Raw genomic sequence first — 23,526 nt, 5'->3', positions numbered from 1 at the left:
GGCTCTCTCTGTTTTGTTCACAGTATGATTATAAACTTCCCAAGGGTGAACAGAACAGTGCAGCAAGCTGACAGCAGTGAACAAAATTGAATTCAGGGGGTGTGAACAAATCGGATATCAGTGAACAAAACAGCTTAACCGGTAATCTGCATCAGCAGCGGAGTGACCTTGAACCCGTTGACAGGAGCGAGGTCCTGCGAGCAGGAGGAGAGAGCGACGATCACGTCCGTCAGTGCGAGCAAAGCGACATAATCACCGGGCTTCGAAAGCGGTTCTTCAATGACGTAGTCGAGGTTATCGTCGAGTGCATTATTCATGAACCAGTTGATCGGGTCAGGCAGCTCTTGGTCTCCAAGGTTGTATTTCTGCAAAGCCCTCTGCAGATTATCGTGGCAGTTCGGGTGCTGCTCCAGTCCGAAATCAACCTTGTAGCGGTAATAATCACAGGCCGGGAAAAAGAAGTCATGCCGCCCGACTGTATCTTGGGTCAGCTGCATCAGCGGCTGCCGGTAGTTGCTGTACAGGCCATCACCGGCTTTGAGCCGGATGCTGCTGAGCGAGGCCCGCATATGCACGGGGGAAACATGCTCGTCAGGGTTACCGGCATTAAAGCAGACGAAATCGCCGACCTGCTTGCCCTCCACGTCAATGATATATAGGGTCTGGCCTTTGCGCACCAGTGCGCTTCTGCCTTCGTACGCCGGTACGAAAATTTCTTCGATCAATGTTCCGTTTCTCATGTCCTTCACCTGCTTACTATTTTATTCTATGAATACTGCGACCGCCCGGATGGGAGAGCCGGTGCCTTTACTGATTTTGAGCGGGAGCCCGAAGTAGAGGAACCGTTTCTGTGCGACTTGGTCGAGATTGCAGAGGTTCTCGGTATTGGTCAGCTTGTACTCACGGCAGATCAGATGCCCGGCAAAGGTGGTATCCAGCGGGTTGTCGATGGAAGGCGCGTCGATGCCGATATTAACGACACCCTGCTGCGCCAGCCATTCAGCCGCCCCGTAATCAAGGCCCGTGTAGCGGGTCAGCCATTCGTCCGTGCCGTAAGCACGGTTATAATGACCGGTGTAGAGCAGCACGATGTCACCTTTATCGAGATGAAGATAACCTTTGTCCAAGGCCAGCTCCAAATCCCGGCGGGTAATGTATTCATCGGGTGAAATATGAGAGAGGTCAAGACAGACGGCCGGCCCGTAAAAATACTCCAGGGGCATCTCGTCAATCGTCGCCCCTTGCGGGTCATATTCATAGATGGCATCGCTATGGGTCGGGCCATGCTCGTTAATAAGCAGGTTATTCGTAGCGAATTCGAAGCCAAGCTTCTGCCGGCTCTCCTCATGGCTCATATTGGGAAAGATCATCGTCTTCTGATGCGGCGGGAACACCGGCATTCCCTGATAGATCTCCTGGGATAGATCGACTACCTGAATACCCAAGTGCAGCAGCCCCCTTTGATAAAATTGTGATGCTCAAGCCAGCGCAGGCAGTACGGTGAAGGCATCGGCATCGATCAGGCCGATGTCGGTAATTTTCCAGGCCGGACTGGTGACGAGCGAGAGGAAGGACAGGTGCATAAACGGCACGTGCAGCGTGCAGCCCAGTTCTTCACGGGCCAGACGGTGCAGCTCGGTGATTCTTGCGCTCATCTCTTTGCCGGTCAGCTCGTCGGTCATCAGACCGCCGATACGCAGCGGTAGATCGCCGACCACCTTGCCGCCTTCAATCATGGCGATCCCGCCATCCATGGCAATGACCCGGTTGACCGCGGTCACCATATCAGCGTAATTGGTGCCGGTGACAATGATGTTGTGGGTATCATGGGCCACACTTTCGGCGATGGCGCCGGCCTTCAGCTTCATGCCGCGGACGAAGGTTTTGCCAATCTTACCGCTGCGGCCATGCCGCTCGACAACGAGCAGGGGCAGGAGGTCGTTTTCTACCGAAGGCTGCACGACTCCGTCCTTGACGGCGGCGGTGAAGATCCCCGCTCCGGTCAGATTCTGGTCGGGGATGACCTCGATAGCGCGGACCTGCACGCTGCCATGCGCCCCGCCGGACGAGAGCTGCAGGTCCTCCAGCTTCACTGGCTTCCGCTTGACCGATTTCTTCACAGAAGCGGGATAGGTATAGGAAGGGATATCACGGGTCAATTCTCCGTCCTGGGCTACCTTGACTCCGCTGATATATACCTGCGATACCGTCATCTGAGCCAGATCGCTGATAACAGCGATATCGGCTTTGGCCCCCGGGGCCAGCAGTCCGATATCCTGGAAGCCGAAATGGGTAGCCGGATTAATCGTAACCATCTGGATCGCCTCAACGGGGTCAATACCTACAGCAATTGTGCGGCGTACGATATCGTTCATATGCCCGTACTTCAGCAGATCCTCCGGGACCATATCATCGGAGACGAGAATCGCCCGCCGGGAATCCATTCCCTCCTCCGTAATGGCGCGAATGCATTCCGCCATGTTCCGCTGGGAGGAGCCTTCACGCATGAATACGCTGACCCCGTAGCGCAGCTTCTCCATCATCTCTTCCTTCGTGGTGGTCTCGTGGCAGGAGACATGGCCGCCGCCGCAGATGATATGGGCTGCCAGCTCCCGGCCGAATAGGCCGGGGGCGTTGCCCTCGATGGTTTTGCCGATTGATTTGGCAAAAGAGACGGAAGCGAGCAGATCATCTATTAAATAAGGCGCATTGTTGTACACCGGATGGACATTGCTGAAGCCCTGCAGCTCGCCGATTCCCTGCACATGATCATCACTCAACAGTTCATGCATCTCCTTGGACCCGATATCCGCGCCTGCGGTTTCCAGACCCGGCACATCAGGAGTGAGGCAGGGGACGGTGAACAGGACACGGTTAGGCAGCGTACGCGCCTCTTCAATCATCGCCTTCATGCCGGGGACACCCAGCACGTTGCCAATTTCATGCGGATCGGCTACCAGGGTGGTCGTTCCTGTAGGGATGGACAGCTTCGAGAATTCTGTAACGGTCAGCATCGCACTCTCAAAATGCATATGTGAATCAATAAAACCAGGGCTGATGAATTTACCGCACATTTCTTCGACAAGGGTCGAGGGGCCAATCAGCTTATCGGCCTGGCCGACAAGCAGGATCCGGTCGCCTTTGACGGCGACATCGCCGGGATAAATCTCCCGGGTGATTACGTTAATAATATAGCCGCCCTTCAGTACCAGGTCGGCATAAGCATCGCCGGAGAGCAGCACATCAATCATCCGCCGGCGCTGAATGGCATCTTTTATTTCTGTTGTCAGCATCTGCTACGCACCTCCTGCCCGGGCGCAATCCACACTGTCCACGATCCCGACAATGGCTGCATCAACCGGGGCATTCGGATGCAGTGTTGCTCTTGACGCCACGCTGCCCACCGCGTAGATAATCGTCTCGCCGATACCCGCGCCTACTGTATCAACGGCAACGACCGGCTGGCCTGCCGGTGCCCCATCGGGCAGGATCGGCTGAATGATCAGCAGCTTGGCGCCGATCAGATTCTCATCTTTCCGCGTTGCGACGACATGCCCCGTAATGATTCCCAGCTTCATGTGATTGTCACCTCTTTGGTTTAGAATTCTATTTCAATGCCATGCTGCCTGGCCAGATCTGCGGCAAGCGGAGTGATCACCGCCGGAGCTGCCAGGCGGATGGACGTCGTGCCCATTCTTAGTGCGGCTTGAATATCCCCTGCGGTCAATACTGGTCTGCCTGATTTTGCCTGTGCAGTGGAGATCCAGCGGTTCACTTGATCCGGTTCAAGCAGCGTAATGCCGAAATCTTCAATGGCTGCAAGCTTATGCTGGAGTTCGTCCTTCAGCCGGGGTGGGGCCAGAAATAATCCCTGCTCCCCCCAGCGGTAATGCCCCGGATTCGCCCCAAGCGTCAGCGTCCCCACGGGTTTGCCGGCACAGAGGAACCGTACAATCAGCTCCACGAAAGGATCAGCGGTATCCAGCTGGATTAAGCGGGACAACAGAGATAAGGAAAGCACCGGAATAAACAGCCTATCGGCAGCCTCCGGTGAAGTAGAGCGGAGAGCAGCAGGTGCAATGATATCGTCCACACCTGTTGCTGCAGCCAGCTCCAGAACTGTAATGTCACGGAGCAGCTGTTCATCCGCCGCCAGCCGTAGCCGGGTCCGGCTCCTGTCCAGCTGCCTTATAGCGGAATACCCTTCCTCCATGCCAATAAAGTGACCGGCCAGCAGAATAAAGACCCGGGGGAAGTCCTTGTTCAGTTCCTGTTCCCTGGACCGGTAAGCCAGACCGAGAAGGGTGCTGGCTGCAACCGTGCTATGCCGGCTGTCCATGGTGGAGCTTATTCAATTCCCTTGGACAACAGCGCGCGCTCCACTTCGCTGTGCGGCCGCGGAATGACATGCACCGACACCAGCTCCCCGACACGTTTGGCTGCGGCAGCTCCTGCATCGGTAGCTGCTTTTACCGCACCCACATCTCCCCGGACCATTACCGTTACGAGACCGAAGCCGATTTTTTCGTACCCGCAAATTTCTACATTCGCAGCTTTCACCATTGCATCAGCCGCTTCAATTGCGCCTACCAGACCTTTTGTTTCAATTAATCCCAGTGATTCTCCCATCATAAAAACCTCCATTAGTTTAGTTTGGCTGATCCGGTGAATCCGGTGAATCTGATCCTTGGGCTAAGTCCGCTGACTTGGGCGGCTTAGCGGTTGTGGCAGAAGACTGGCGCGGCGGAGGGGTGGAGACTGCAGAATCAGCCTCAGTGCTGTTCTCAGGCAACAGGTAATTGCCCAGTATCTTGCCGGTGACATCACTATGCGCTTTGGCGATTACATGCGCGGAGATCACTGTGCCGACCCGCTGCGCTTCAGCCTTGCCTGCCTCTATGGACGAGGTTACGGCAGCAACATCCCCGCTGAAATGCAGGGTCACGCCCAGTGAGCCACCGACACCAATGACCTTCTCGACGGCAACCAGCTGCACATCCGCCGCTTTGAGCGCGGCATCCGCTGCTGAGACGGCAGTGGTAAAGCCAAGCGTTTCGATTAAACCCAGTGCTTGCATGAAGGAAGCCCCCTTGTTGAATTCATCCGCTGATCAGCGGTGGTTATCTTCATCTGTCTGGTGCTGCCAGGAGGGTAAGCCCCGGCGCTGCAGCCGCCATCTGTCCGGCGGTTCCGCTTAAAATGCAATAACTGTGCTCTGTACGGATATATAGCCCGCACGAAGGGTGCCGCTGCAGCCACTGCTCAGCGATGCCTATGCTGTTCCAGCGGGAAGTGCCGGCTATTACCGCGATGGCTTCCTGCTGTCCGCCGCCGAAATACCGCCGCAGCAGCCGGCCGGGCTGCAGGCTGATCCATACCCGGACAGAAGAAGCTGTTCCGGCCTGCATATATTCGGTGAGCTCCTTCAGCTTAGCTGCCACCTTATGGTGATCCTTGCTGAACAGCTTAAGCTCAAAGCTGCCGTCCACACTCCAGCTGATATCCGATTCCAGCTCAGGCTCGCCGGAGAGCAGCTCTTCGGCCGCAAACAGCTGGCCCGGATGGCACGAAGCTTCGCTGATAACCCCGGCAGAGCTGTAATTCCGTCCTGAGCTGCCAAACAGCGGGCGGAGGTCATCACGGATGCGGTGGAACAGCCAGACCTCCAGCCCACCTGCTGCCGGGAGGCGGACCGGGATATGAGGATCTTGCGGCTCCGGGGTCACCTGTGGCAGGGAAGAGTTCCCCCGGGGGCTGTTATCCTTCTGCTCCAGCGGAGACAAGGTGCGCAGAAGCAGTGGAGACAGGTATTGTCCGGCCGTTGCCCGGCTTGGGGTAGGGCTTGGGGCAGCATGCGCAGCCGGCTGCACTACTCTGGCTGCTGCAAGGGAATCAGGCTGCCGGACGGCAGGAGCCTGTGCCGGTGAAGGGTGGCCGGAAAGGACGGCCAGCCGCCTCGCAGCCTGCTCCTTCTGGTAATTGGTGCGCTGAAGCGTAAGCCCGGGCTTAGAGCACTTCCCGGGCTGGGCACAGGTGTGCGGGCAGTTCTCCCGGCTGCTTACCGCGCAGGAAGGAGCAGGCGGTGCTACGCCCGCCGGGGCGGAGGTACGATTTCTCTGGAGTACTTCAGAAACAACGTCCTTCATAAAACTGGACAAGGCTAATCACCTCCTTGAAAGTTTGAATCCGGCAGGATGCTTAGATGAGCATCCTGGCGAGATCGGGATGCGGACGCGGAATGACGTTTGATGACACCAGCTGCCCGCATGTCTTTTGATACGCGGCTGCACCGGCTTCGACGGCTGCGGCCACAGAGGCGACATCGCCCTCAACGATCACTGTCACCAGGCCTGATCCAACCCGTTTGAAGCTGGCCAGTCTGACATTCGCCGCCTTGCACATGGCGTCCAGCGCTTCCAGCGCCGGGGTCAGGCCGCGTGTTTCTATTAAGCCGATTGCTTGCATAATCCACCTCCTCAAAGTTTTGTGAGTCCATTCTTCACAGAGTCCGCATCGACAACACTTACTTCGGAAGCATAAGCTTAAGTTTTGTTGACCTATTTTTAATCAAAAACCAAAGCCTAAACATAGTCCTCCAGCCTGATTTCATCCTGTCCCGGAATATGCGTTCTCCGGTACTGCTCTTTATGTGTGAGCGGACAGGTGGCGTCGATGCCCATTTTGGCCGACACCCCGCGCAGATTGTGTGACGGTTCCAGCGGGGAGCCTTTTGCGCCCGGGACGATGAACAGGTCGAGATCGGCCTGTACTCTGGTGGCAATTGCCCACTCCACATCCAGCGGGTCAAGCAGGTTGACGTCATCATCGACCACCACAACATGCTTGAGGTCTTTATCGCCGGCAAAAGCAGCCAGTAGTGCTGTTTTTCCGTCGCCTTCCTGGACTTTGCGGATTTGGATGACCGCGTGGTAGCGGCCAACCCCGCCCATGGTAATATGAACATCCTTTACTCCCGGGACAACCTGGCGAACCGAGCTGAGCAAGGCAATTTCGCGGGAGATGGCCATCGGCAGCTTCTCCTCATAACTTGCCGGAAGGATGGTCTGCCATATGGGCTGGTTCCGGTGGGTGACGGCTGATATCTCGACCACCGGCTGCTCTGTCCGTGGTCCGTAGTAGCCGCCCAGTTCACCGAACGGCCCCTCCGGCTCGCGGATACCGGGCAGGATCCTGCCCTCAAATACAACCTCGGCTTCAGCCAGCACCTCAAGATCGACGGTCCGGCAGCGGACGACTTCCAGCGGATGCCCGAGCAGGGCGGAGGCCACCTCCAGCTTGTCGGTGTGGAACAGATGGGTGCTGATCTGCGAAGCCAGCACAACTGCCGGGACCACCCCGAACATGAACGCCACCTCCAGCGGCTCGCCGCGTGCCTCGAAATCCTTATATTGCTGAAACAGCTCCGGCGAAGAGATTAGAATACCGGTCCGGTTCCCTTCCAGCAGCTGCATGCGCCGGATGGAGGTATAGCGCTTGCGCCCGTCTTCGCCTTTGACGACCATCACACCGGAGACATAGTAAGCGCCGCTATCCTCCGCGTGGTAGGTGCATACCGGAAACAGCTCCTTCAGGCTGATCCGGCTGGTGATGACCTTCTCGTGCACCGGTGCTTGCTCCACCAGCCGGGTTGGCGTAGGCGAGACGATGGCTGCAACCAGTCCCGGCAGCAGCTCGGCTGGAGTCATGTCCAAGCTGTCCGCGATCAGCTCCTTGGAGCCGCCAAGACCGACGGTCATCAGGCCGGAATATCCCTTAACCTTCTCGAACATTAGCGGCTGCTTGCCCTTTACTGCCTTCACAACGGCCCCAAGCTCGAAGCGGGGGTCGACCTCTCTGCGGATATGCAGCAGCTCGCCGCTTCTCTCCCAGCGTTCCAGCAATTGTCTGATATTGACTGCGGCCATTTAGTTCTCACCCCATCTTTTCATCAGCTGATGTTCAATACCGAATACATCAAGAACCCGGGCATTCATGAAATTCACCAGCTCCCAGATTTCGGTCGGATGGTTATAGAAGCCGGGCGAGGCAGGCATAATCTCGGCGCCTGCCCGGGCGAGCCGGAGCATATTCTCCAGATGAATCAGATGCAGCGGTGTTTCGCGGGGTACAATGACCAGCCGCCGCCGCTCCTTCAGCACCACGCTGGCTGCCCGGTTCAGCAGGGTGTCCCCCATGCCGTTCGCAATAGCACCAAGCGTATTCATGGAGCAGGGGACAATCACCATTCCGTCCGTTTTGAAGGATCCGCTGGCAACGGGAGCGAACAGGTCTAAATTCGGCAGGACGGTCCCATACTGGGCAAGCTCCTGCATATCGAAGCCGCATTCATATTTCATCACGTTCTCACCGGCCCCGGTGGCAATGATAAAGGTTTCAATGCCGAGCTGGTGCAGGCTGCGGATCAGGGAGTACCCGTAAATCGAACCGCTGGCACCTGTAATGGCTACTACAATTCTCATGCGCTGGATCTCCTTTGACCAAGGGCTGCGTTGTTGTGAAGCCTTGGCAGTCAGATGTATATAACAAAAAGAAGCCGCTGAAATAGAGAGGTCTCTACTCAACGGCTTCCTGCAATCTGTAAACAGATATAGGGCGAACCTTAAGGGAAATGCAGCTCATCAGGATGAATCGAGATGAAGCCTGAAATATGAATGTTCGGAATAATCAAGAATGAACACCGGCTGCGATAAATCTGCGAGATAAATCCCGCATCATTGATCTGAACCGGAATCACATATAATGACTGTGCAGGCCCAAGCCGTCTGGGGATCGTAATCCCTAAGTACGCCGGCGGCTGGCAGCTCCAGCTCTTCGGTAAGCTTCTTCTGGATTCTCCGCTTGAATTCCTGATGCAGCGCGGCGTCTACAGACTGCTTCAGCTCGGGATAATGGTCCTCCAGGGCGCGAAGGGCTGCGACCCGCTGATGCTTCACCAGGAACATAATCATTGTCTCGTTCACAGCTTCAATCTTTAGCTGGGTCACTCCGACTCCGTACAGCTCCTTATGAACCTCATTGTAGCAGCGGGATAATTTCTTCTTGTGTTCATTGGATGAGAGAAGAAGAGCGATTGTCAAGAAATTCACTTCCCTGTAGCGAAGTCGAATGTGTTATGAAATATAACGCGGTATAAGTATACATATTCGAAAACACCATTTTTACCGATAACTTAAACTCCATTATAGAGAAAAAACCGGTAAAGTAAATGATTAATGTTACATTATATGACTTATCATCGGGCGGGCTGCAGGAGAGACTTCCTTGAGGGACGTCGCTCTGTTTCTTCTTTTCTTCACAGTTCTTCTTCCACGTTTTCACAAATCTATGTTAGCATGGTCTATAGTTATTTGCTGACATCTCTTTGCAAATCTGAACATGGAGGCGCGTGGCACATGCTGAAAGTCATGATTGTTGATGATGAGCCCTGGGTACTTGAAGGACTGCGGACGATGGTGGACTGGGAAAAGTATGGATTCGAAGTGTGCGGCGAAGCCCTTAACGGCCCGGATGCACTGAGACTGGTCGAGGAGCTTAGGCCGGATCTCGTATTAACGGATATTAATCTCCCGGTCTTTAACGGTCTTGAGCTGATTACCAGGCTGAATGAATCGATGGTTAAGCCGCCCCGGTTTGTTATATTAAGCGGATACGACGATTTCCAATATGCAAGAATTGCCCTGCGCCAGCGGGTGGATCAATATTTGCTGAAGCCGATTGACGAAGAGGAGATCGAAGCTTTGTTAAGCCGGCTAAGTCTTACGATTCAAAATGAAATCGCTTCCAGTCTGGAGCATCAGAAAAAGCAGGCAATGATTGTCGGCAATCTGATCAACCGCCTGATTCATGGGGAGGAGGATGAGGAGATTCAGCTGACGGCGGCCAACCTGATGCAGATACCAGCAGATGCGGAATTGCTGGGCATTCTTATCGATCCCCCCGCTGCTGCAGCGCTTCTGCAACAGCATTTGAAGGATTACTTCCCTTGCGAATTAGCAGGCTGCTTCCAGGACAGCGCGGACCGGTTCGGGCTGATTCTGCAATCGGCTTCCCTCTCCAGGGATAGCCTGACTGCCGGAGTCACCCGGCTCCAGCAGGATCTGGCTGAACAGTTGCAGGAGCCGGTGGCGGTTATGGTCAGCGAAAGAACGTCAGGCGCCCTGTCCCTTAAAGATATTTATCTGCAGACGCTGGAAATGTGGAAGCTGAAGTACCGCAGAGAGAAGGGCGGTGTCTTTTTCAATTGCGACTTCAGGAACAGCTGTAAAGAGGCGAATATTGAACAGGAAACCTTTACCGGGCTGCTTGAAAAAGTAAAGGCAGGCGAGCTTCAGGCGATTGAGCCCTGTGTGCGGGATATCTTTATGTTCTACACGCAGCATTTGTTTTCGGTAGAAGCTGTCCAGGCAGGCATCGCCCATCTGGAAATGACTTTATGCCGGCTGGTCGCCGAACGCAATGGCGAAACCGCCGGGATGATGAATCAGCATCATGAGGAGTTCGGGAATCTGGGTGAGCTGGGCGATTATTACCGGCTGGGCAGCTATGTAAGCGGGCTGTGCAGGCGGGCGGCTGTCTATCTGGCTGAGCTGCAGGAGGCTAACGAAGGGAACACGATCTATAATGTGATCCAGTATGTAGACCTTGAATTCCGCAATAAATTGCAGCTTCAGGAGCTGGCCCGGCAATTTCATATGAATTCCGCCTACTTGGGGCAGTTGTTCCGCAAAGAGACCGGCCGCAGCTTCTGTGAATATCTGAACGATAAGCGGATTGAAGCCGCTAAAGGGCTGCTGAAGCGGACAGAGCTGAAAATCTCTGACGTGGCAGCACAGGTGGGATTCAGTAACACGGATTATTTTATCGATAAGTTCAAGGGAATCGTGGGCGTCCTGCCTTCGGTATACAAGAATTCGAATAACTGTAAGCAGCCCTAAGAAGGACAGGTGCACAGGTCATGATGAAAAAAAGATTCCGTTTCACCAATATTGTCAATGATATTCCGCTGAATTATAAATTTATCCTGATCTATATCGTTGGTGTGCTTCTGCCTATTATGATCATCAACCTCGTGTTTCTGGGCCGGATTACAGATCTTATCAAATCAAGGGAGCAGCAGAACCTGGAGATTTCCCTGGAGCGGGCGAGAAAGGATATTTATGATTTTATCGAAGGCGGGGTTGCGGTCAGCTATACGTTGTCTACGGATAAGAACCTGTATGAAATGCTGGACCGGCCCTATAAGGACTCTATTGATTTTTATGGTGCTTTTGACGAACAGCTGCGGGACCGGTTGAACAGCTACATGCCGGTAAACAACCAGATTGATCGGATCAGCGTGTTCACGGATAACCGTTCTATTGTCTCAGGGGGCAATTATCAGATCATAAACCAGAAGGTACTGGCAAGTGAATGGTATCAGCAGGCGGAATCCTCCCGCAATAAGGTACTTGTTACCGCTTACAGGACATCTGAGAACGATAATACCGCTTCTTCGATCCCTACACTGAGCGTCTTGGACTGGATGGATAATTTCAGGTCCTTCAACGAATATAAAAAGCTGCTGAAGATTGATCTGGATCTAAGCGAAGTGTATGACGTGATTGCCCGAGAAAAAGATTACCTCAGCCTCTATCTGGTCAATGAGCAGAATCAGATTGTCATGTCAGCGGACAGCGGCTATCAGCGGGTGACAGATGAACCTTATCCTCTGTTTAATCTGCAGGAAGATAATCAGCAGGAGCTTCATGTGCTGCCGCTTGGTACGGCCAACTATCTCAAGGGCTGGCGGATCATCGGAATTACGCAAGGGGAGCGGATCACACAGGCAATTCTGGATATCCGGCTGTATGCGGCTGTGCTGGCGACCACGATCACGCTGCTGACCTCTGCTTTTATTTATGTGATGCTGAGATCTTACAATTACCGGGTAAAACGGCTGTCCAGACATATGCAGAAGGTAACCAACGAGAAGTTTGAACTGATCCGGATTGACGAGGGCCGCGACGAAATCGGCGGGCTGATTCATAACTTCAACAGGATGACCTCGCGGATCAACTCGCTGATTAATGATGTGTACAAGCTGGAGATTCAAAGTAAGAATCTGGAGATGGAACGGGTCAGGGCGGAGCTGAATTTTCTGCAAAGCCAGATGAATCCGCATTTCCTGTTCAATACGCTGAACGCGATTCTTGTGGTCTGCACCAAAAATAAATATGACGATGTGACGGATATTATCAAAAGCCTCTCTAAGCTGCTGCGCAGGCTGCTCCGCTGGAAGGAGGACCTGGTGTCGCTGCAGGAGGAAATGCAGTTTATCGAGATGTATCTGAAGATTGAGAAATTCAGATTCCGCGATAAGTTCGACTATCAGTTCGAGATTGAGGAGCAGGCGCTGGAGTACAAAATTCCGAAGCTCAGCATGCAGCCGCTCGTGGAAAATTCCTGCAAGCACGGCTTACAGATGATAGAAGGGCTGGGCATCATCAAGGTGAGGGCAGCGGCCCGGGAGGACCGCCTGCAGATCACGGTTTCCGACAACGGGAAAGGGATCGAGGCTGCGCAGCTCAAAGATTTACTGCACAATATCCGCACCGAGGATTCGTCCGGCTTAAATATCGGAATGCGCAATGTATACCGCAGATTGGAGCTGTATTATGCCGATCAGGTGACTTTTGAAATCATCAGTGTACCGGGTGAGGGGACTGCAGTTTCGTTCGGCATCCCGCTGAAGCTGCTGGAGAAGACTCATTCCCCGGGAGGGGAGGGAAGGTTATGACTTATAAAGTGCTGTTAATTGATGATGAGCCGAGTGCTCTCGAAGGGATGCTGCTGTGGATTGACTGGCGGGAGCTTGGCTTCGAGATTTGCGGGACCTGCGGCAACGGCCAGGAGGGCTTGCGGTTAATCGGTGAGCTGGACCCGGATCTGGTTATCACGGATGTAAATATGCCGCTATTGAACGGTCTTGAGATGATTGGCGCCTGGCAGCAGGCGGGGGGCAGGGAGATTAAGTTTGTAATCTTAAGCGGGTACAGCGAATTTGAATATGCCCAGACTGCTATCCGGTACGGTATTAATCACTATTTGCTGAAGCCGGTTTTTCCGGAAGAAGCGACAGAAGAACTGCGGGAGATTTACCAGGAGCTGGAGCAGGAGGAGCGCGGCCGGAGGTTTAAGCAAATGGCGGCTTCGGAGGAGACGGCGGCTGCAATCAAAGGACTGTTATATGAGCAGCCGACCGAACCGGCCGATCCGGAGTTTCTCGCTTCGCTGCCCGCGGACGTCTGCTGCTGGAATGTCTGCCTGATCCAGACCGCACCGCAGCAATATGCCGAGGTCAGGGGCAAAGCGGCTGCCTTGATCGCCGTGGCGCCCGCGATGTATCTGGTGGATCTGGAGGCAGGCTGCTGCGCCATTGTATTCGGGAGTTTCGCGGCTGGCCATGAAAGTGAAGCAATCACCGGGGTAGCCGACTCGCTGCGGCAGGAGTGTCCCGGCCAGACCCTGTTTATCGCGGCCGGAACAAGCGTGCCTGCATTGACCGGCATCACGAACAGCTACCGGACAGCTAAGGAAACCCTGCAGCACTTTTTTTACCGGACCTCTTCTGCCGGATTACTGATGTATCACGAGATCAAGAATACGCCGTTCAGCAGGCAATACGATCATATCCGGATGGCGGACGAGCTGATCGGATTCATTAACACGCTGGATCTGCCAGGCTTCCGCAGCGCGGTAGACTCGGCGGCTCACAGCTTTCAGGAGAAGCTTGTGGCTCCCGAGGCAGTGAAGAAGTTTGTTATCCATCTCATATACCGGATCCGGGAATTGACCCACCATGTGACAGAAAACGGCAAGCGGCCGGAACTGCTTAACGAGTTTCAACTACCGGAAGTCCATCATTACAGGCTCACGTTAACCGGACTGATGGGCTATCTGCTGACCTCTGGGGAGGCAGGAATAGAGCTCCTTCTAGAAGATCGGGGCAGGAGATCGCATGATATCGTCCGCGATATCAACCAATACATTCAGGAGCATTACCGCGAAAGTCTGACGATTCAGAAGCTGGCGGAAATCTTTTATCTGCATCCTGTATATCTCGGCCAGCTCCTGATCAAGAAGAACGGAATAGGCTTCAAGGAGCTGCTCCATAATCTGCGGATTGAGGAAGCGGCAAGGCTGCTTCATGAGCAAAAAACCAAGCTGTCGGAGGTTGCCGAGCAGGTGGGTTATGCCAATTACGGCCAGTTTTTGAAGCAGTTCGAGAAGAAAATGAAGATGTCTCCGAACGAATACCGGAATTTAAAGACCTGAAATTTTTGGGGTTATACCTTTAATTCGGTTGTATTTTAGAATAGAAATCACCTCTATAATTCATAAATGTAAGTGCTTACAAGAAAGCGTGAACAAAAATATGGAGGTGCTTTATGGGGGGCAAGTCGAAAAGAACGTTTAAGTCTTCACTGATTATGCTGTTATCCCTGAGCTTTACACTCGCCGGCTGCGGCGGGAACAACAACGGTAATACAAATGCTACAGCGGAAGAAACCAGTGCGGCACAAACTGCCGGAGCAGCTAACACAGGGGATAAGGTTGAACCGTTCAAGGTAAGTGTCTTCATCGGCGCAGCAGGACAACAGCCGACACCGGACAACAAAATTTATAAGAAAATCAAGGAAGAAACGGGTGCCAGCTTCGATATGGAATTTCTGGCAGGCGACATCAACCAGAAGCTTGGGGTTATGATTGCCGGCCAGGATTATCCGGATTTGATAACCGGTAATACAAAACTTACAGCAGCAGGGGCTTATATTCCGCTTGAAGACTTGATTGAGCAATACGCTCCAAACTTGAAAGCGCATTACGCGGATTACTGGAACATGATGAAGGATCCGAATGACGGGCATATTTATATCCTCCCGAACTACGGTGTGTACAACGGTAAGGTTAATAGTTCATGGTATTCGGGACCTGCCTTCTGGATGCAAAAAGCAGTCCTCAAGGAATTCGGATATCCAAAGGTGAAGACGCTGGATCAATACTTTGATCTGATTGAGAAATATAAAACAAAATATCCGGAAATCGACGGAAGTCCGACGATCGGGTTCGAAATTCTGAACTATGACTGGAAAAACTGGGGTCTGTTCAATGCACCGCAGCATCTGATCGGCCATCCGAATGATGGCGGTGTGGTTGTAAATAACGGCGTGGCCGAAATTTTTGCAGACAAGGATTATGCTAAACAGTACTATCAAAAGCTGAATGAAGTGAACCAAAAAGGTCTGATCGATAAAGAGACTTTTGTTCAGAACTATGACCAGTATATGGCTAAGCTGTCCAGCGGTACGGTTCTGGGAATGTTCGACCAGCACTGGAACTTCAACGCTGCCGAGGACTCCCTGACCACCCAAGGCAAAATTGAACGCACTTACGTAGGTCTTCCGCTGGTATATGACGAGTCGACCAAAGACTACTACCGCGATCTGGCAGTTCTGAACCTTAACAACGGCTTCGGTATCAGTATCAATGCCAAAGATCCGGTGAAGATTATCAAGCTGCTTGACACCCTGATGCAGGAAGACTGGCAGAAAACGTTCTCCTGGGGCATAGAAGGTGAAGATTATATTGTAGAGAATGGCAGATTCATGAGAACCCAGGAGCAGCGCGACAATGCAGCTGATGCCACCTGGCAGCTGGCTAACAAGGCTAAAGCGATCTTTGATTACCTGCCAAAAACGGAAGGAAGCTTCAGTGACGGCAACTCGACGGATGCCGCTGCACAGCCTGAAGAATACAAAGCGGGGCTGAAACCTTTCGACAAGGAAGTGCTTGATGCCTATGGTTATAACTCTTACGTGGACTTCTTCAGCGAGCCGCCTGCCAATCCGGTCTATTATCCTGCATGGTCCATTGACCTGATAGAAGGATCGGATGCCAAAATTGCAAGTACGAAACTGAATGAACTGCAGACCAAGTTCCTGCCAAAAGCCATTCTTGCCGATCCGGCTGACTTTGATTCCGTCTGGAGCGATTATGTCGGACAGATTAAAAAGGCCAATGTGAAGGCTTATGAAGATAAGATTAACGAGCAGATCAAGTGGAGAATTGATAACTGGAGCAAATAACGGAGCATCAGCTTCCGGAGTCAGAGGGTGGAGGGCCGGTTCCGGCCTTCCACTTCCTAAATTAAAATGATGGATTGGGGAGACAACTACTATGGATGAGACCCTAGAAATAGAAACCGTCGTCCGGCATCCCAAGAAAAAAAAGAAGAAGCAGCCAATTACCTGGTCTCTCTTGAAAAGCCAGAATCAGCTGATTTGGATGTCTGTACCGTTAATGCTCTATATTATTCTTTTTGCCTACGTCCCTGTATGGGGCTGGACCATGGCTTTCCAGAATTATAAGCCGGCCAAGTCCTTCAGCGAACAGGAATGGGTAGGATTTAAGCAATTCAAGTTCCTGTTTACCGATGATAACTTCATCAGGGTACTGCGCAATACCGTAGCGATGGGGCTGATCAACCTGATTCTCGGTTTTGTCACTGCTATCGTGCTTGCGCTGCTGCTCAATGAAATCAAGAACATGTTCTGGAAAAGAACGGTGCAGACGATTTCCTATCTGCCGCATTTCTTATCGTGGATTATCGTTACCGGCATTGTGGCCACTTCGCTGTCGATCAATGACGGGATCGTCAATATCGTACTGATGAAGCTGCATCTGATTAAAGAGCCGATTCTCTGGCTCAGTGAAGGTAAATATTTCTGGGGCATTGTCGGGGCTTCGCATGTGTGGAAGGAAGTCGGCTGGAATACGATTATCTATCTGGCAGCCATTGCTTCCATAGACCCTGCACTTTATGAAGCCGCGGAAATCGACGGCGCGAGCCGCTACAAAAAAATGAGATTCGTAACCCTTCCAGGCATAAAAGCAACGATCGTTATTCTGATGATTATGTCCATTGGACATGTGCTGGAGGCGGGCTTTGAAGTGCAGTACCTGCTCGGCAACGGGCTGGTTGTGGACTGGGCAGAAACGATTGATATTTTTGTACTGAAATACGGGCTTGCACAAGGTAACTATTCACTAGCGACTGCCGGCGGGATTTTCAAAACCGTGGTCAGCGTAACATTGCTGCTTATGGCTAACGGAATTTCGAAGCGGCTTGGGGAAGAGAGGTTGTTATAATTATGGATAACCGACAAATCAGCCCTCGGCAAACAGCGGGTTTAACGATGAAAAAAAGCTTAGGCACGGGCAAACTTGAACCGATACTGTTTGGCTCCTTCAACACGGTTTTTATGATCTGCCTGGTGCTTGTGACCCTATATCCGTTCCTCAATACGATTGCCGTTTCGTTTAACGCGGGCAATGATACGATCCGCGGCGGCATCTACTTATGGCCAAGAGCCTGGACTCTGCAAAATTACAAGGCGATCTTCGCCTCCGGCACCATTTACGACGCATTCCTAATTTCCGTGGCCCGGACCGTGCTATCTACGATCCTTAACATTTTTCTGACCACGATGCTCGCGTATACTCTAAGCCGGAGGGAATATGTATTCCGTCAGCCGATCACTGTGATTTTTGTGCTGACGATGTATTTCAGCGCCGGTCTGATTCCGGGCTACTTCCTGATCAAGGATCTTAACCTGATTAACAGCTTCTGGGTATACATTTTCCCGTCCATGATCAGCGCATTTAATATGATTGTAATCCGTACGTATATCGGCACAATACCGGAGAGTCTGCTGGAGTCAGCGAAAATCGACGGCGCCGGCGACTTCAGAATTTTTATGAAGGTTGTATTCCCGTTATGCAAACCGGTACTCGCTACAATTGCCCTGTTTGTGGCTGTAGGCGCATGGAATTCCTGGTTCGACGCGTTTATCTATACCTCTTCCAGACAATACCTGAGTACGCTGCAGTATGAGCTGATGAAGCTGTTGTCCTCGACGATGAACTCCAACAGCAATCCGAACGTTGCCGCCGGGGTGGGGATGGACCAGAATTCGGCCCGCGCGCTGGTGACTCCGTTGTCGATCCGGGCAGCTATTACCGTGGTAGCCTCGGTTCCGATCCTGCTCGTGTATCCGTTCATGCAGAAGTATTTCGTAGTAGGACTGAATGTAGGTAGTGTTAAGGAATAATACAGCCTTAATTAGGGCTGCAGAAAGGTTGTCTGCATGAACATGAGCCATTCTTCGATCCATTACTCAAACCCGGTGCTTCCGGGTTTTTATCCTGATCCGAGCATTACCCGAGTGGGGGAAGATTACTATCTGGTCTGCAGCTCCTTTGAGTATTTTCCGGGTGTGCCGATTTTTCACAGCCGGGATTTAATCCACTGGAAGCAGATCGGCCATGTGCTGGACCGGATCAGCCAGCTGGACATCAGCAGCTGCGCCAGCTCTGACGGGATTTACGCGCCGACCATCCGATACCATGAGGGAACCTTCTACATGATTACCACGGATGTGCGGGGCAGGGGCAACTTCTATGTTACCGCCGCTGATCCGGCAGGACCCTGGTCTGATCCGATTACAGTTCCCTATGGGGGCATAGACCCCTCACTAATGTTTGACGACGACGGAAAAGTCTATGTGACTGCCCAGCAGGGGGCAAACTATGATTCCCATGTCATCCAGTACGAGATTGATATTGCTACCGGTAAGGCGCTGAGCGAGCCGGTGGTTATCTGGACCGGCGATGGCGGGCCATGGCTGGAAGGGCCGCATTTGTACAAGATTAACGGATTGTATTATATTATGGCGGCTTCGGGCGGAACGGCAAAGGAGCACCGCGAGATTATCGGCCGGAGTACATCCCCGTACGGACCGTTTGAACGGCTCCTGGAGCCGATTCTGACACATAAGGATATCGATCATCCGATCCAGTATCTGGGACATGCCGATCTGATCGAAGGACCGGATGGCGGCTGGTGGGCTGTCTTTCTGGGGGTGCGCCTGGGAGAAAACGGCTATGGGGTGCTGGGGCGGGAATCCTACCTTGCCCCGGTGCACTGGACTGCGGACGGCTGGCCGATGATTGATAATAATGACGGAACGGTCCAGCTGGAAATGAATGTACCGCGTCTGCCTTACAGTGAGCCGGAGCCTGTTCTGGATAGCGGCAGACATGATTTTGACGACAGTATATTGCCGTATGACCTGACCTTTCTGCGCAATCCGGCAGCGGGCAGCTGGTCGCTCGGGGAACGTCCCGGCTGGCTGGCACTGAAGGGACAATCAGCCGGACTAAGCGATATCGGCCAAGTAGCCTTCACTGGCCTCAGGCAGCAGCAGGTTGCCGGTGAATGGAGTACCCTGCTGGAGCTGAGCAGCCAGGAGGAGGGAATCGAGGCCGGGATCTGTGCCCGGATGAACGAGCGGGCGCATTATGAGATCGGGATGAGGCAGAGCAGCGGGAGGAGCACCGTATTTGCCCGCTTGACAGTGAAAGGCCAAGCCCGGCTGGCGGCGGAAGTTCCGGTTACAGCCGGCAGGGTATTCCTCAAAATTGCTGCCGATTATAACGAATATCGTTTGCTGTACTCCTTAAATGGTACAGAATGGAACCGGCTTGCCGCCGGCTCAGCTTATGCTTTGTCGCCGCAGGCGGTTGAAGGGAACGGGTTCACCGGGGTAGTGATCGGCTTGTATGCTGCAGGTTATGGCAAGGCAGCTGAAGCTGCAGCTTATTTCGACTGGTTCGATTACCGGGCTTGAGGAGCACAGGTGAAGCCTGTACGAAGCGAATAGGGAAGCATTATGCTCACAAAACTTTTAGGAGGGGCATTCATGAGAGGCATTAACAGCTTTACCGAGCCTGCGCTGAAGACAGTGTTCGCTGACGATTTCAGGATAGGCGCAGCGGTAAATCCGTGGACGATCCAGTCGCAGGAGCAGCTGCTCGCCTATCATTTCAACAGCATAACTGCAGAGAACGAGATGAAGTTTGAGAGCCTGCATCCGCAGGAGGGAATATACAGCTTTGGCAAAGCGGATGAGCTGGCCGCTTTTGCCCGGAAGCATGGGCTGGCGATGCGCGGCCACACGCTGGTATGGCATAACCAGACAAGCGATTGGCTGTTTACCGGTGACGCTGGCGCTCCTGCAAGCAAGGAGCTTCTGCTGGTCCGCTTGAAGTCGCATATCGACACCGTAGTCGGGCGTTACAAGAATGATATCTACGCCTGGGATGTGGTCAACGAGGTGATCGCAGATGAAGGCGCGGAGCTACTGCGCCCTTCCAAGTGGCTGGATATTGCCGGACCGGATTTCATCGCCAAGGCGTTTGAATATGCTCATGAAGCCGACCCTAACGCATTGTTGTTCTACAACGACTACAATGAATCGAACCCGCTTAAATGTGATAAGATCTATACTCTGCTGAAATCACTGCTGGCGCAAGGAGTGCCGGTGCATGGCATCGGCCTGCAGGCACACTGGAATTTATATGATCCGGCACTTGATGATATCCGCGCAGCGATTGAGAAATACGCATCACTCGGGCTGCAGCTGCAGCTGACGGAGCTGGATATGTCACTCTTCCGCTTCGAGGACAAGCGGACGGATCTGAAGAGTCCGCCGTCTGAGCTGCTTGAACTACAGGCAGAGCGTTATGATGTCATATTCCGGCTGCTTAAAGAATACCGGGAAGTGATATCCTCGGTTACTTTCTGGGGAGCGGCCGATGATTACACGTGGCTGGATGATTTCCCGGTGCGGGGGCGGAAGAATTGGCCGTTTCTGTTTGATGCGCAGTATCATCCGAAGCCTGCGTTCAACCGGATTGTAGTACGGAACTCTTAAGTCTTTGCCTTATTAGATTAAGGAATTATAGAAGCCCCGGCAGCCTGTACAATGGCTGCCGGGGCTTCTTTGCAGAAATACAGGATAATTATAACAGCAGACGCGCATGCTTAGAGATAGACGAATTCTATGCTATCACTGATATATCATTTTCAAAAAAAATGATGACACAGCGATGGAAATACCTTATTATTTAAAGAGATTTTTAATGAAACAGATTTTAAATAATTGTAATACACTCCACGGGGTCAACAGGCTTTAATCAAGGCAGTCCGGAGAGGGGGGAATTACTATCCTTACGCTGAGTGGAGTAAGCAAGAGCTTCGAACTGAAAAATGGCACCTATCCGGCGGTCCGCCAGGTTTCACTTGAGGTTAAGTCCGCTTCAATTCACGGCATTATCGGCGCAAGCGGGGCCGGTAAGTCCACACTGCTTCGCCTGATGAATCTGCTGGAGCGTCCCGATAAGGGGACTGTAACCGTAGGCGGCAAGGAGCTGACAGCATTGCCGGAGAAACAGCTGCGCCGGGAGCGGCAGAAGATCGGCATGATCTTCCAGCATTTCAATCTTGTCGGCAATGCCACGGTCAGCTGTAATGTTGCGATTCCGCTGGAGCTGGCCGGGGTGAAGAGGGAAGAGCGGCTGAAGCGGGTAGCCGAGGTTCTAGATTACGTCGGCCTGGCCGATAAAGCGCAGCAATACCCTGCACAGCTCAGCGGCGGACAGCGGCAGCGGGTAGCGATTGCCCGCGCGCTGGCGAACAGCCCGCAGCTGCTGCTGTGCGATGAGCCGACCTCCGCGCTCGATCCGGGAACTACGGCGGATATCCTTGGTGTGCTGAAGGATATCAATGCTGCGCTTGGTGTAACCATTGTCATCGTGACTCATGAGCTGGATGTGGTCCGCAGCATCTGCAACGAGGTTTCTGTGATGAAGGACGGGGAGATAGTAGATTCCTTCTCACGCGAGGAGCATGAATTTCTTCCTCCGGCGGGTCACTCCGGTTCATACCGCCAGCAGATTACCGGCAAGGCAGGTGAAGACCATGTGGGATAGTATGCTGAAATACCAGGAGCAGATGTGGCAGTCCATCGGGGAAACCTTCGTGATGGTCGGCATTTCTGTGGGTGCGGCGGTGCTGCTGGGGCTGCCGCTGGGGACGCTCTTGTATTTTTGCCGCAAAGGCCAGCTGTATGAGAACCGGAGTCTGTCGCTGACGCTGAACAGCATCGTCAATATCATCCGTTCGTTCCCGTTCCTGCTGCTTGTCGTGGCGCTGATTCCGGTAACCCGCTTCCTTGTAGGGACTGCGATTGGTACGGTAGCGGCTACTGTGCCGCTGTCTGTTGTCGCCGTAGCCTACTACTCGCGGCTTGTGGAACAGTCATTGCTGGAGGTGCCCAAAGGCACGATTGAAGCGGCCCTCTCCATGGGGGCATCCAAGTTTGAGCTGATTTTTAAGTTCCTGTATAAAGAAGCCCGTTCAGGGCTGGTGCTTGGACTTACGGCCTCAACGATCAGCTTCATTTCCTTTTCTACAGTTATGGGGGTTGTCGGTGGGGGCGGGGTTGGCGATTTCGCTATCCGTTACGGATACCAGCGGTTTGAGACGGAAGTGATGGCCTATGCCATCGTTGTCATGATCGTTCTGGTGCAGATCATCCAGTTCACCGGAAGTACGGCAGCAAGACTGCTGGATAAACGCTGACGGAACATTAAGCTTTGTATGACCGCAATAACAGAGAATATATACAATACACGGGGGGTTATCTTCAAATTATGAAAAAATCAATGATAGCTATGCTTATGCTGCTCGTACTGATTGTCGCTGCTTGTGGAAACAACAGCAATAACAGCAATAAGGAGAATGCCGAGGCGCCGGCAGCCACAGCAACAGAACCTGTAAAGATCAAAGTAGCGACTTTGATCCCTCCGATGACAGAGATTCTTGATATTGTAAAACCGCTGCTTCTGGAAGACGGAGTGGATATGGAGATCGTTGTGCTGTCCGACAATGTGCAGCCGAATGAAGCGCTGGCGAACAAGGAAGTCGATGCGAACTTCTTCCAGCACCTTCCCTATATGGAGCAGTTCAATGCAAGCAAAGGCTCGAAGCTGGTAGGGGTCCAGCCGGTCTATGACGCTATCTACGGCGGTTATTCCAAAAAGTACAAGACGATCGAAGAGCTGCCGGAAGGCGCGAAGCTGGTCATGGCCAATGACCCGTCGAACATCGGACGTTCGCTGCAAATGTTCGCTAATGCCGGTCTGATCAAGCTTAAGGATGGGGTAGGCATCAAAGCGACACAGGCTGATATCACAGAAAACCCTAAAAACTTCAAGTTCGAGGAAGTCGATCTGCTGATGTTGGCCCGGATGATGGATGACGGTGATCTGGTCGCGATGACTCCTGCTTATGCCAGCCCGCTCGGTCTGACACCGAAGAAGGATGCGCTCATTACAGAAGGCGAAGATTCTGAGTTCACCATCACCCTGGTAGCCCGTGAAGACAATAAGGATTCCGATGCCATCCAGAAGCTGGCGAAGCGCATCAGCGGCCCGGAAGTGAAGAAATTCCTGGAAGATAATTATGCGGAGATTGCACTGCCTGCTTTTAAGTAAAAGATAATATGTAAAGAGGCTTTCCCATGGGGAGAGCCTCTAATTTTTGTGAAGCCCTCCTGAGATTAT

The 23,526-nt window shown here is 52.9% G+C and carries 23 protein-coding genes; 11 read left to right on the top strand and 12 right to left on the bottom strand.

Going from position 1 to position 23,526, the window contains the following annotated elements; translation table 11 throughout:
• Positions 1-134: 134 nt before the first annotated feature.
• The 12 genes from L6H70_RS26740 to L6H70_RS26685 form a co-directional block, all read right to left on the bottom strand.
• Positions 135-740 (bottom strand): DUF1989 domain-containing protein, encoded by a 606-nt coding sequence (locus L6H70_RS26740; RefSeq protein ID WP_236337274.1) that lies wholly within the window; start codon positions 738-740, stop codon positions 135-137.
• Positions 741-761: 21 nt separating this feature from the next.
• On the bottom strand, positions 762-1,445 hold the full coding sequence (locus L6H70_RS26735; RefSeq protein WP_236337273.1) for a cyclase family protein: 684 nt from the start codon (positions 1,443-1,445) through the stop codon (positions 762-764).
• Between the two features lie 33 nt (positions 1,446-1,478).
• Positions 1,479-3,293, bottom strand: coding sequence for an adenine deaminase (locus L6H70_RS26730; RefSeq protein ID WP_236337272.1), 1,815 nt, complete (start codon positions 3,291-3,293; stop codon positions 1,479-1,481).
• A gap of 3 nt (positions 3,294-3,296) precedes the next feature.
• Positions 3,297-3,578, bottom strand: a complete 282-nt coding sequence (locus L6H70_RS26725; protein ID WP_236337271.1) for a EutN/CcmL family microcompartment protein — start codon at positions 3,576-3,578, stop codon at positions 3,297-3,299.
• A gap of 20 nt (positions 3,579-3,598) precedes the next feature.
• Complete coding sequence (locus L6H70_RS26720; RefSeq protein WP_236337270.1) at positions 3,599-4,339, bottom strand: hypothetical protein; 741 nt, start codon at positions 4,337-4,339, stop codon at positions 3,599-3,601.
• 8 nt (positions 4,340-4,347) lie between these two features.
• Entirely contained in the window at positions 4,348-4,629 is a 282-nt protein-coding gene (locus L6H70_RS26715) for a BMC domain-containing protein (protein ID WP_019908484.1), read from the bottom strand.
• Between the two features lie 19 nt (positions 4,630-4,648).
• The gene (locus L6H70_RS28775) at positions 4,649-5,077 is read right to left on the bottom strand and encodes a BMC domain-containing protein (RefSeq protein WP_279306799.1); all 429 of its coding nucleotides are present in this window, start codon (positions 5,075-5,077) and stop codon (positions 4,649-4,651) included.
• 49 nt (positions 5,078-5,126) lie between these two features.
• A complete protein-coding gene (locus L6H70_RS26705) occupies positions 5,127-6,158 on the bottom strand; it encodes a hypothetical protein (protein ID WP_236337269.1) in 1,032 nt (343 codons plus the stop codon).
• Positions 6,159-6,198: 40 nt separating this feature from the next.
• On the bottom strand, positions 6,199-6,468 hold the full coding sequence (locus L6H70_RS26700) for a BMC domain-containing protein (protein ID WP_279306802.1): 270 nt from the start codon (positions 6,466-6,468) through the stop codon (positions 6,199-6,201).
• A gap of 113 nt (positions 6,469-6,581) precedes the next feature.
• The gene (locus tag L6H70_RS26695) at positions 6,582-7,925 is read right to left on the bottom strand and encodes a UbiD family decarboxylase (protein ID WP_236337268.1); all 1,344 of its coding nucleotides are present in this window, start codon (positions 7,923-7,925) and stop codon (positions 6,582-6,584) included.
• Positions 7,926-8,480: a UbiX family flavin prenyltransferase gene (locus L6H70_RS26690; RefSeq protein ID WP_236337267.1), complete on the bottom strand. Its 555-nt coding sequence runs from the start codon at positions 8,478-8,480 to the stop codon at positions 7,926-7,928.
• Between the two features lie 252 nt (positions 8,481-8,732).
• Positions 8,733-9,098, bottom strand: coding sequence for a DUF2294 domain-containing protein (locus L6H70_RS26685; RefSeq protein WP_236337266.1), 366 nt, complete (start codon positions 9,096-9,098; stop codon positions 8,733-8,735).
• Between the two features lie 315 nt (positions 9,099-9,413).
• Between L6H70_RS26685 and L6H70_RS26680 the strand changes: the two genes are divergently transcribed.
• From L6H70_RS26680 to L6H70_RS26630, 11 genes are all read left to right on the top strand, one after another.
• Complete coding sequence (locus L6H70_RS26680; RefSeq protein WP_236337265.1) at positions 9,414-10,955, top strand: response regulator; 1,542 nt, start codon at positions 9,414-9,416, stop codon at positions 10,953-10,955.
• Between the two features lie 23 nt (positions 10,956-10,978).
• Positions 10,979-12,796: a sensor histidine kinase gene (locus L6H70_RS26675; protein WP_236337264.1), complete on the top strand. Its 1,818-nt coding sequence runs from the start codon at positions 10,979-10,981 to the stop codon at positions 12,794-12,796.
• Positions 12,793-14,334, top strand: coding sequence for a response regulator transcription factor (locus L6H70_RS26670; RefSeq protein WP_236337262.1), 1,542 nt, complete (start codon positions 12,793-12,795; stop codon positions 14,332-14,334). The genes L6H70_RS26675 and L6H70_RS26670 overlap by 4 nt, the downstream gene beginning before the upstream one ends.
• 113 nt (positions 14,335-14,447) lie before the next feature.
• Complete coding sequence (locus L6H70_RS26665) at positions 14,448-16,145, top strand: type 2 periplasmic-binding domain-containing protein (RefSeq protein WP_236337260.1); 1,698 nt, start codon at positions 14,448-14,450, stop codon at positions 16,143-16,145.
• Between the two features lie 91 nt (positions 16,146-16,236).
• Positions 16,237-17,208 carry an ABC transporter permease gene (locus L6H70_RS26660; protein WP_236337259.1) on the top strand — a complete coding sequence of 324 codons (972 nt, stop codon included), beginning with the start codon at positions 16,237-16,239 and terminating at the stop codon, positions 17,206-17,208.
• A 2-nt stretch (positions 17,209-17,210) separates the two neighbouring features.
• Complete coding sequence (locus tag L6H70_RS26655; RefSeq protein WP_370656213.1) at positions 17,211-18,170, top strand: carbohydrate ABC transporter permease; 960 nt, start codon at positions 17,211-17,213, stop codon at positions 18,168-18,170.
• Between the two features lie 36 nt (positions 18,171-18,206).
• Positions 18,207-19,748, top strand: a complete 1,542-nt coding sequence (locus tag L6H70_RS26650; RefSeq protein WP_480246023.1) for a glycoside hydrolase family 43 protein — start codon at positions 18,207-18,209, stop codon at positions 19,746-19,748.
• A 72-nt stretch (positions 19,749-19,820) separates the two neighbouring features.
• Positions 19,821-20,834, top strand: a complete 1,014-nt coding sequence (locus L6H70_RS26645; protein ID WP_236337257.1) for an endo-1,4-beta-xylanase — start codon at positions 19,821-19,823, stop codon at positions 20,832-20,834.
• Between the two features lie 292 nt (positions 20,835-21,126).
• Entirely contained in the window at positions 21,127-21,891 is a 765-nt protein-coding gene (locus L6H70_RS26640) for a methionine ABC transporter ATP-binding protein (RefSeq protein ID WP_236337295.1), read from the top strand.
• A 1-nt stretch (position 21,892) separates the two neighbouring features.
• Positions 21,893-22,543, top strand: coding sequence for a methionine ABC transporter permease (locus L6H70_RS26635; RefSeq protein ID WP_423802885.1), 651 nt, complete (start codon positions 21,893-21,895; stop codon positions 22,541-22,543).
• 71 nt (positions 22,544-22,614) lie between these two features.
• Entirely contained in the window at positions 22,615-23,457 is an 843-nt protein-coding gene (locus L6H70_RS26630; RefSeq protein WP_236337256.1) for a MetQ/NlpA family ABC transporter substrate-binding protein, read from the top strand.
• Positions 23,458-23,526 lie beyond the last annotated feature (69 nt).

The organism is Paenibacillus auburnensis (assembly GCF_927798115.1).
GTDB lineage: Bacteria > Bacillota > Bacilli > Paenibacillales > Paenibacillaceae > Paenibacillus_AQ > Paenibacillus_AQ auburnensis.
The sequence above is the reverse complement of the archived record's forward strand: the minus strand, read 5'-3'. Positions and strand labels throughout refer to the sequence as shown.

Coding starts and splice junctions, on each gene's coding strand:
- L6H70_RS26635 (WP_423802885.1), top strand. CDS start 21,893: ATGCTGAAATACCAGGAGCAGATGTGGCAGTCCATCGGGGAAACCTTC.
- L6H70_RS26645 (WP_236337257.1), top strand. CDS start 19,821: ATGAGAGGCATTAACAGCTTTACCGAGCCTGCGCTGAAGACAGTGTTC.
- L6H70_RS26690 (WP_236337267.1), bottom strand. CDS start 8,480: ATGAGAATTGTAGTAGCCATTACAGGTGCCAGCGGTTCGATTTACGGG.
- L6H70_RS26675 (WP_236337264.1), top strand. CDS start 10,979: ATGAAAAAAAGATTCCGTTTCACCAATATTGTCAATGATATTCCGCTG.
- L6H70_RS26720 (WP_236337270.1), bottom strand. CDS start 4,339: ATGGACAGCCGGCATAGCACGGTTGCAGCCAGCACCCTTCTCGGTCTG.
- L6H70_RS26695 (WP_236337268.1), bottom strand. CDS start 7,925: ATGGCCGCAGTCAATATCAGACAATTGCTGGAACGCTGGGAGAGAAGC.
- L6H70_RS26650 (WP_480246023.1), top strand. CDS start 18,207: ATGAACATGAGCCATTCTTCGATCCATTACTCAAACCCGGTGCTTCCG.
- L6H70_RS26680 (WP_236337265.1), top strand. CDS start 9,414: ATGCTGAAAGTCATGATTGTTGATGATGAGCCCTGGGTACTTGAAGGA.
- L6H70_RS26730 (WP_236337272.1), bottom strand. CDS start 3,293: ATGCTGACAACAGAAATAAAAGATGCCATTCAGCGCCGGCGGATGATT.
- L6H70_RS26655 (WP_370656213.1), top strand. CDS start 17,211: ATGGATAACCGACAAATCAGCCCTCGGCAAACAGCGGGTTTAACGATG.
- L6H70_RS26715 (WP_019908484.1), bottom strand. CDS start 4,629: ATGGGAGAATCACTGGGATTAATTGAAACAAAAGGTCTGGTAGGCGCA.
- L6H70_RS28775 (WP_279306799.1), bottom strand. CDS start 5,077: ATGCAAGCACTGGGTTTAATCGAAACGCTTGGCTTTACCACTGCCGTC.
- L6H70_RS26725 (WP_236337271.1), bottom strand. CDS start 3,578: ATGAAGCTGGGAATCATTACGGGGCATGTCGTCGCAACGCGGAAAGAT.
- L6H70_RS26665 (WP_236337260.1), top strand. CDS start 14,448: ATGGGGGGCAAGTCGAAAAGAACGTTTAAGTCTTCACTGATTATGCTG.
- L6H70_RS26740 (WP_236337274.1), bottom strand. CDS start 740: ATGAGAAACGGAACATTGATCGAAGAAATTTTCGTACCGGCGTACGAA.
- L6H70_RS26660 (WP_236337259.1), top strand. CDS start 16,237: ATGGATGAGACCCTAGAAATAGAAACCGTCGTCCGGCATCCCAAGAAA.
- L6H70_RS26630 (WP_236337256.1), top strand. CDS start 22,615: ATGAAAAAATCAATGATAGCTATGCTTATGCTGCTCGTACTGATTGTC.
- L6H70_RS26670 (WP_236337262.1), top strand. CDS start 12,793: ATGACTTATAAAGTGCTGTTAATTGATGATGAGCCGAGTGCTCTCGAA.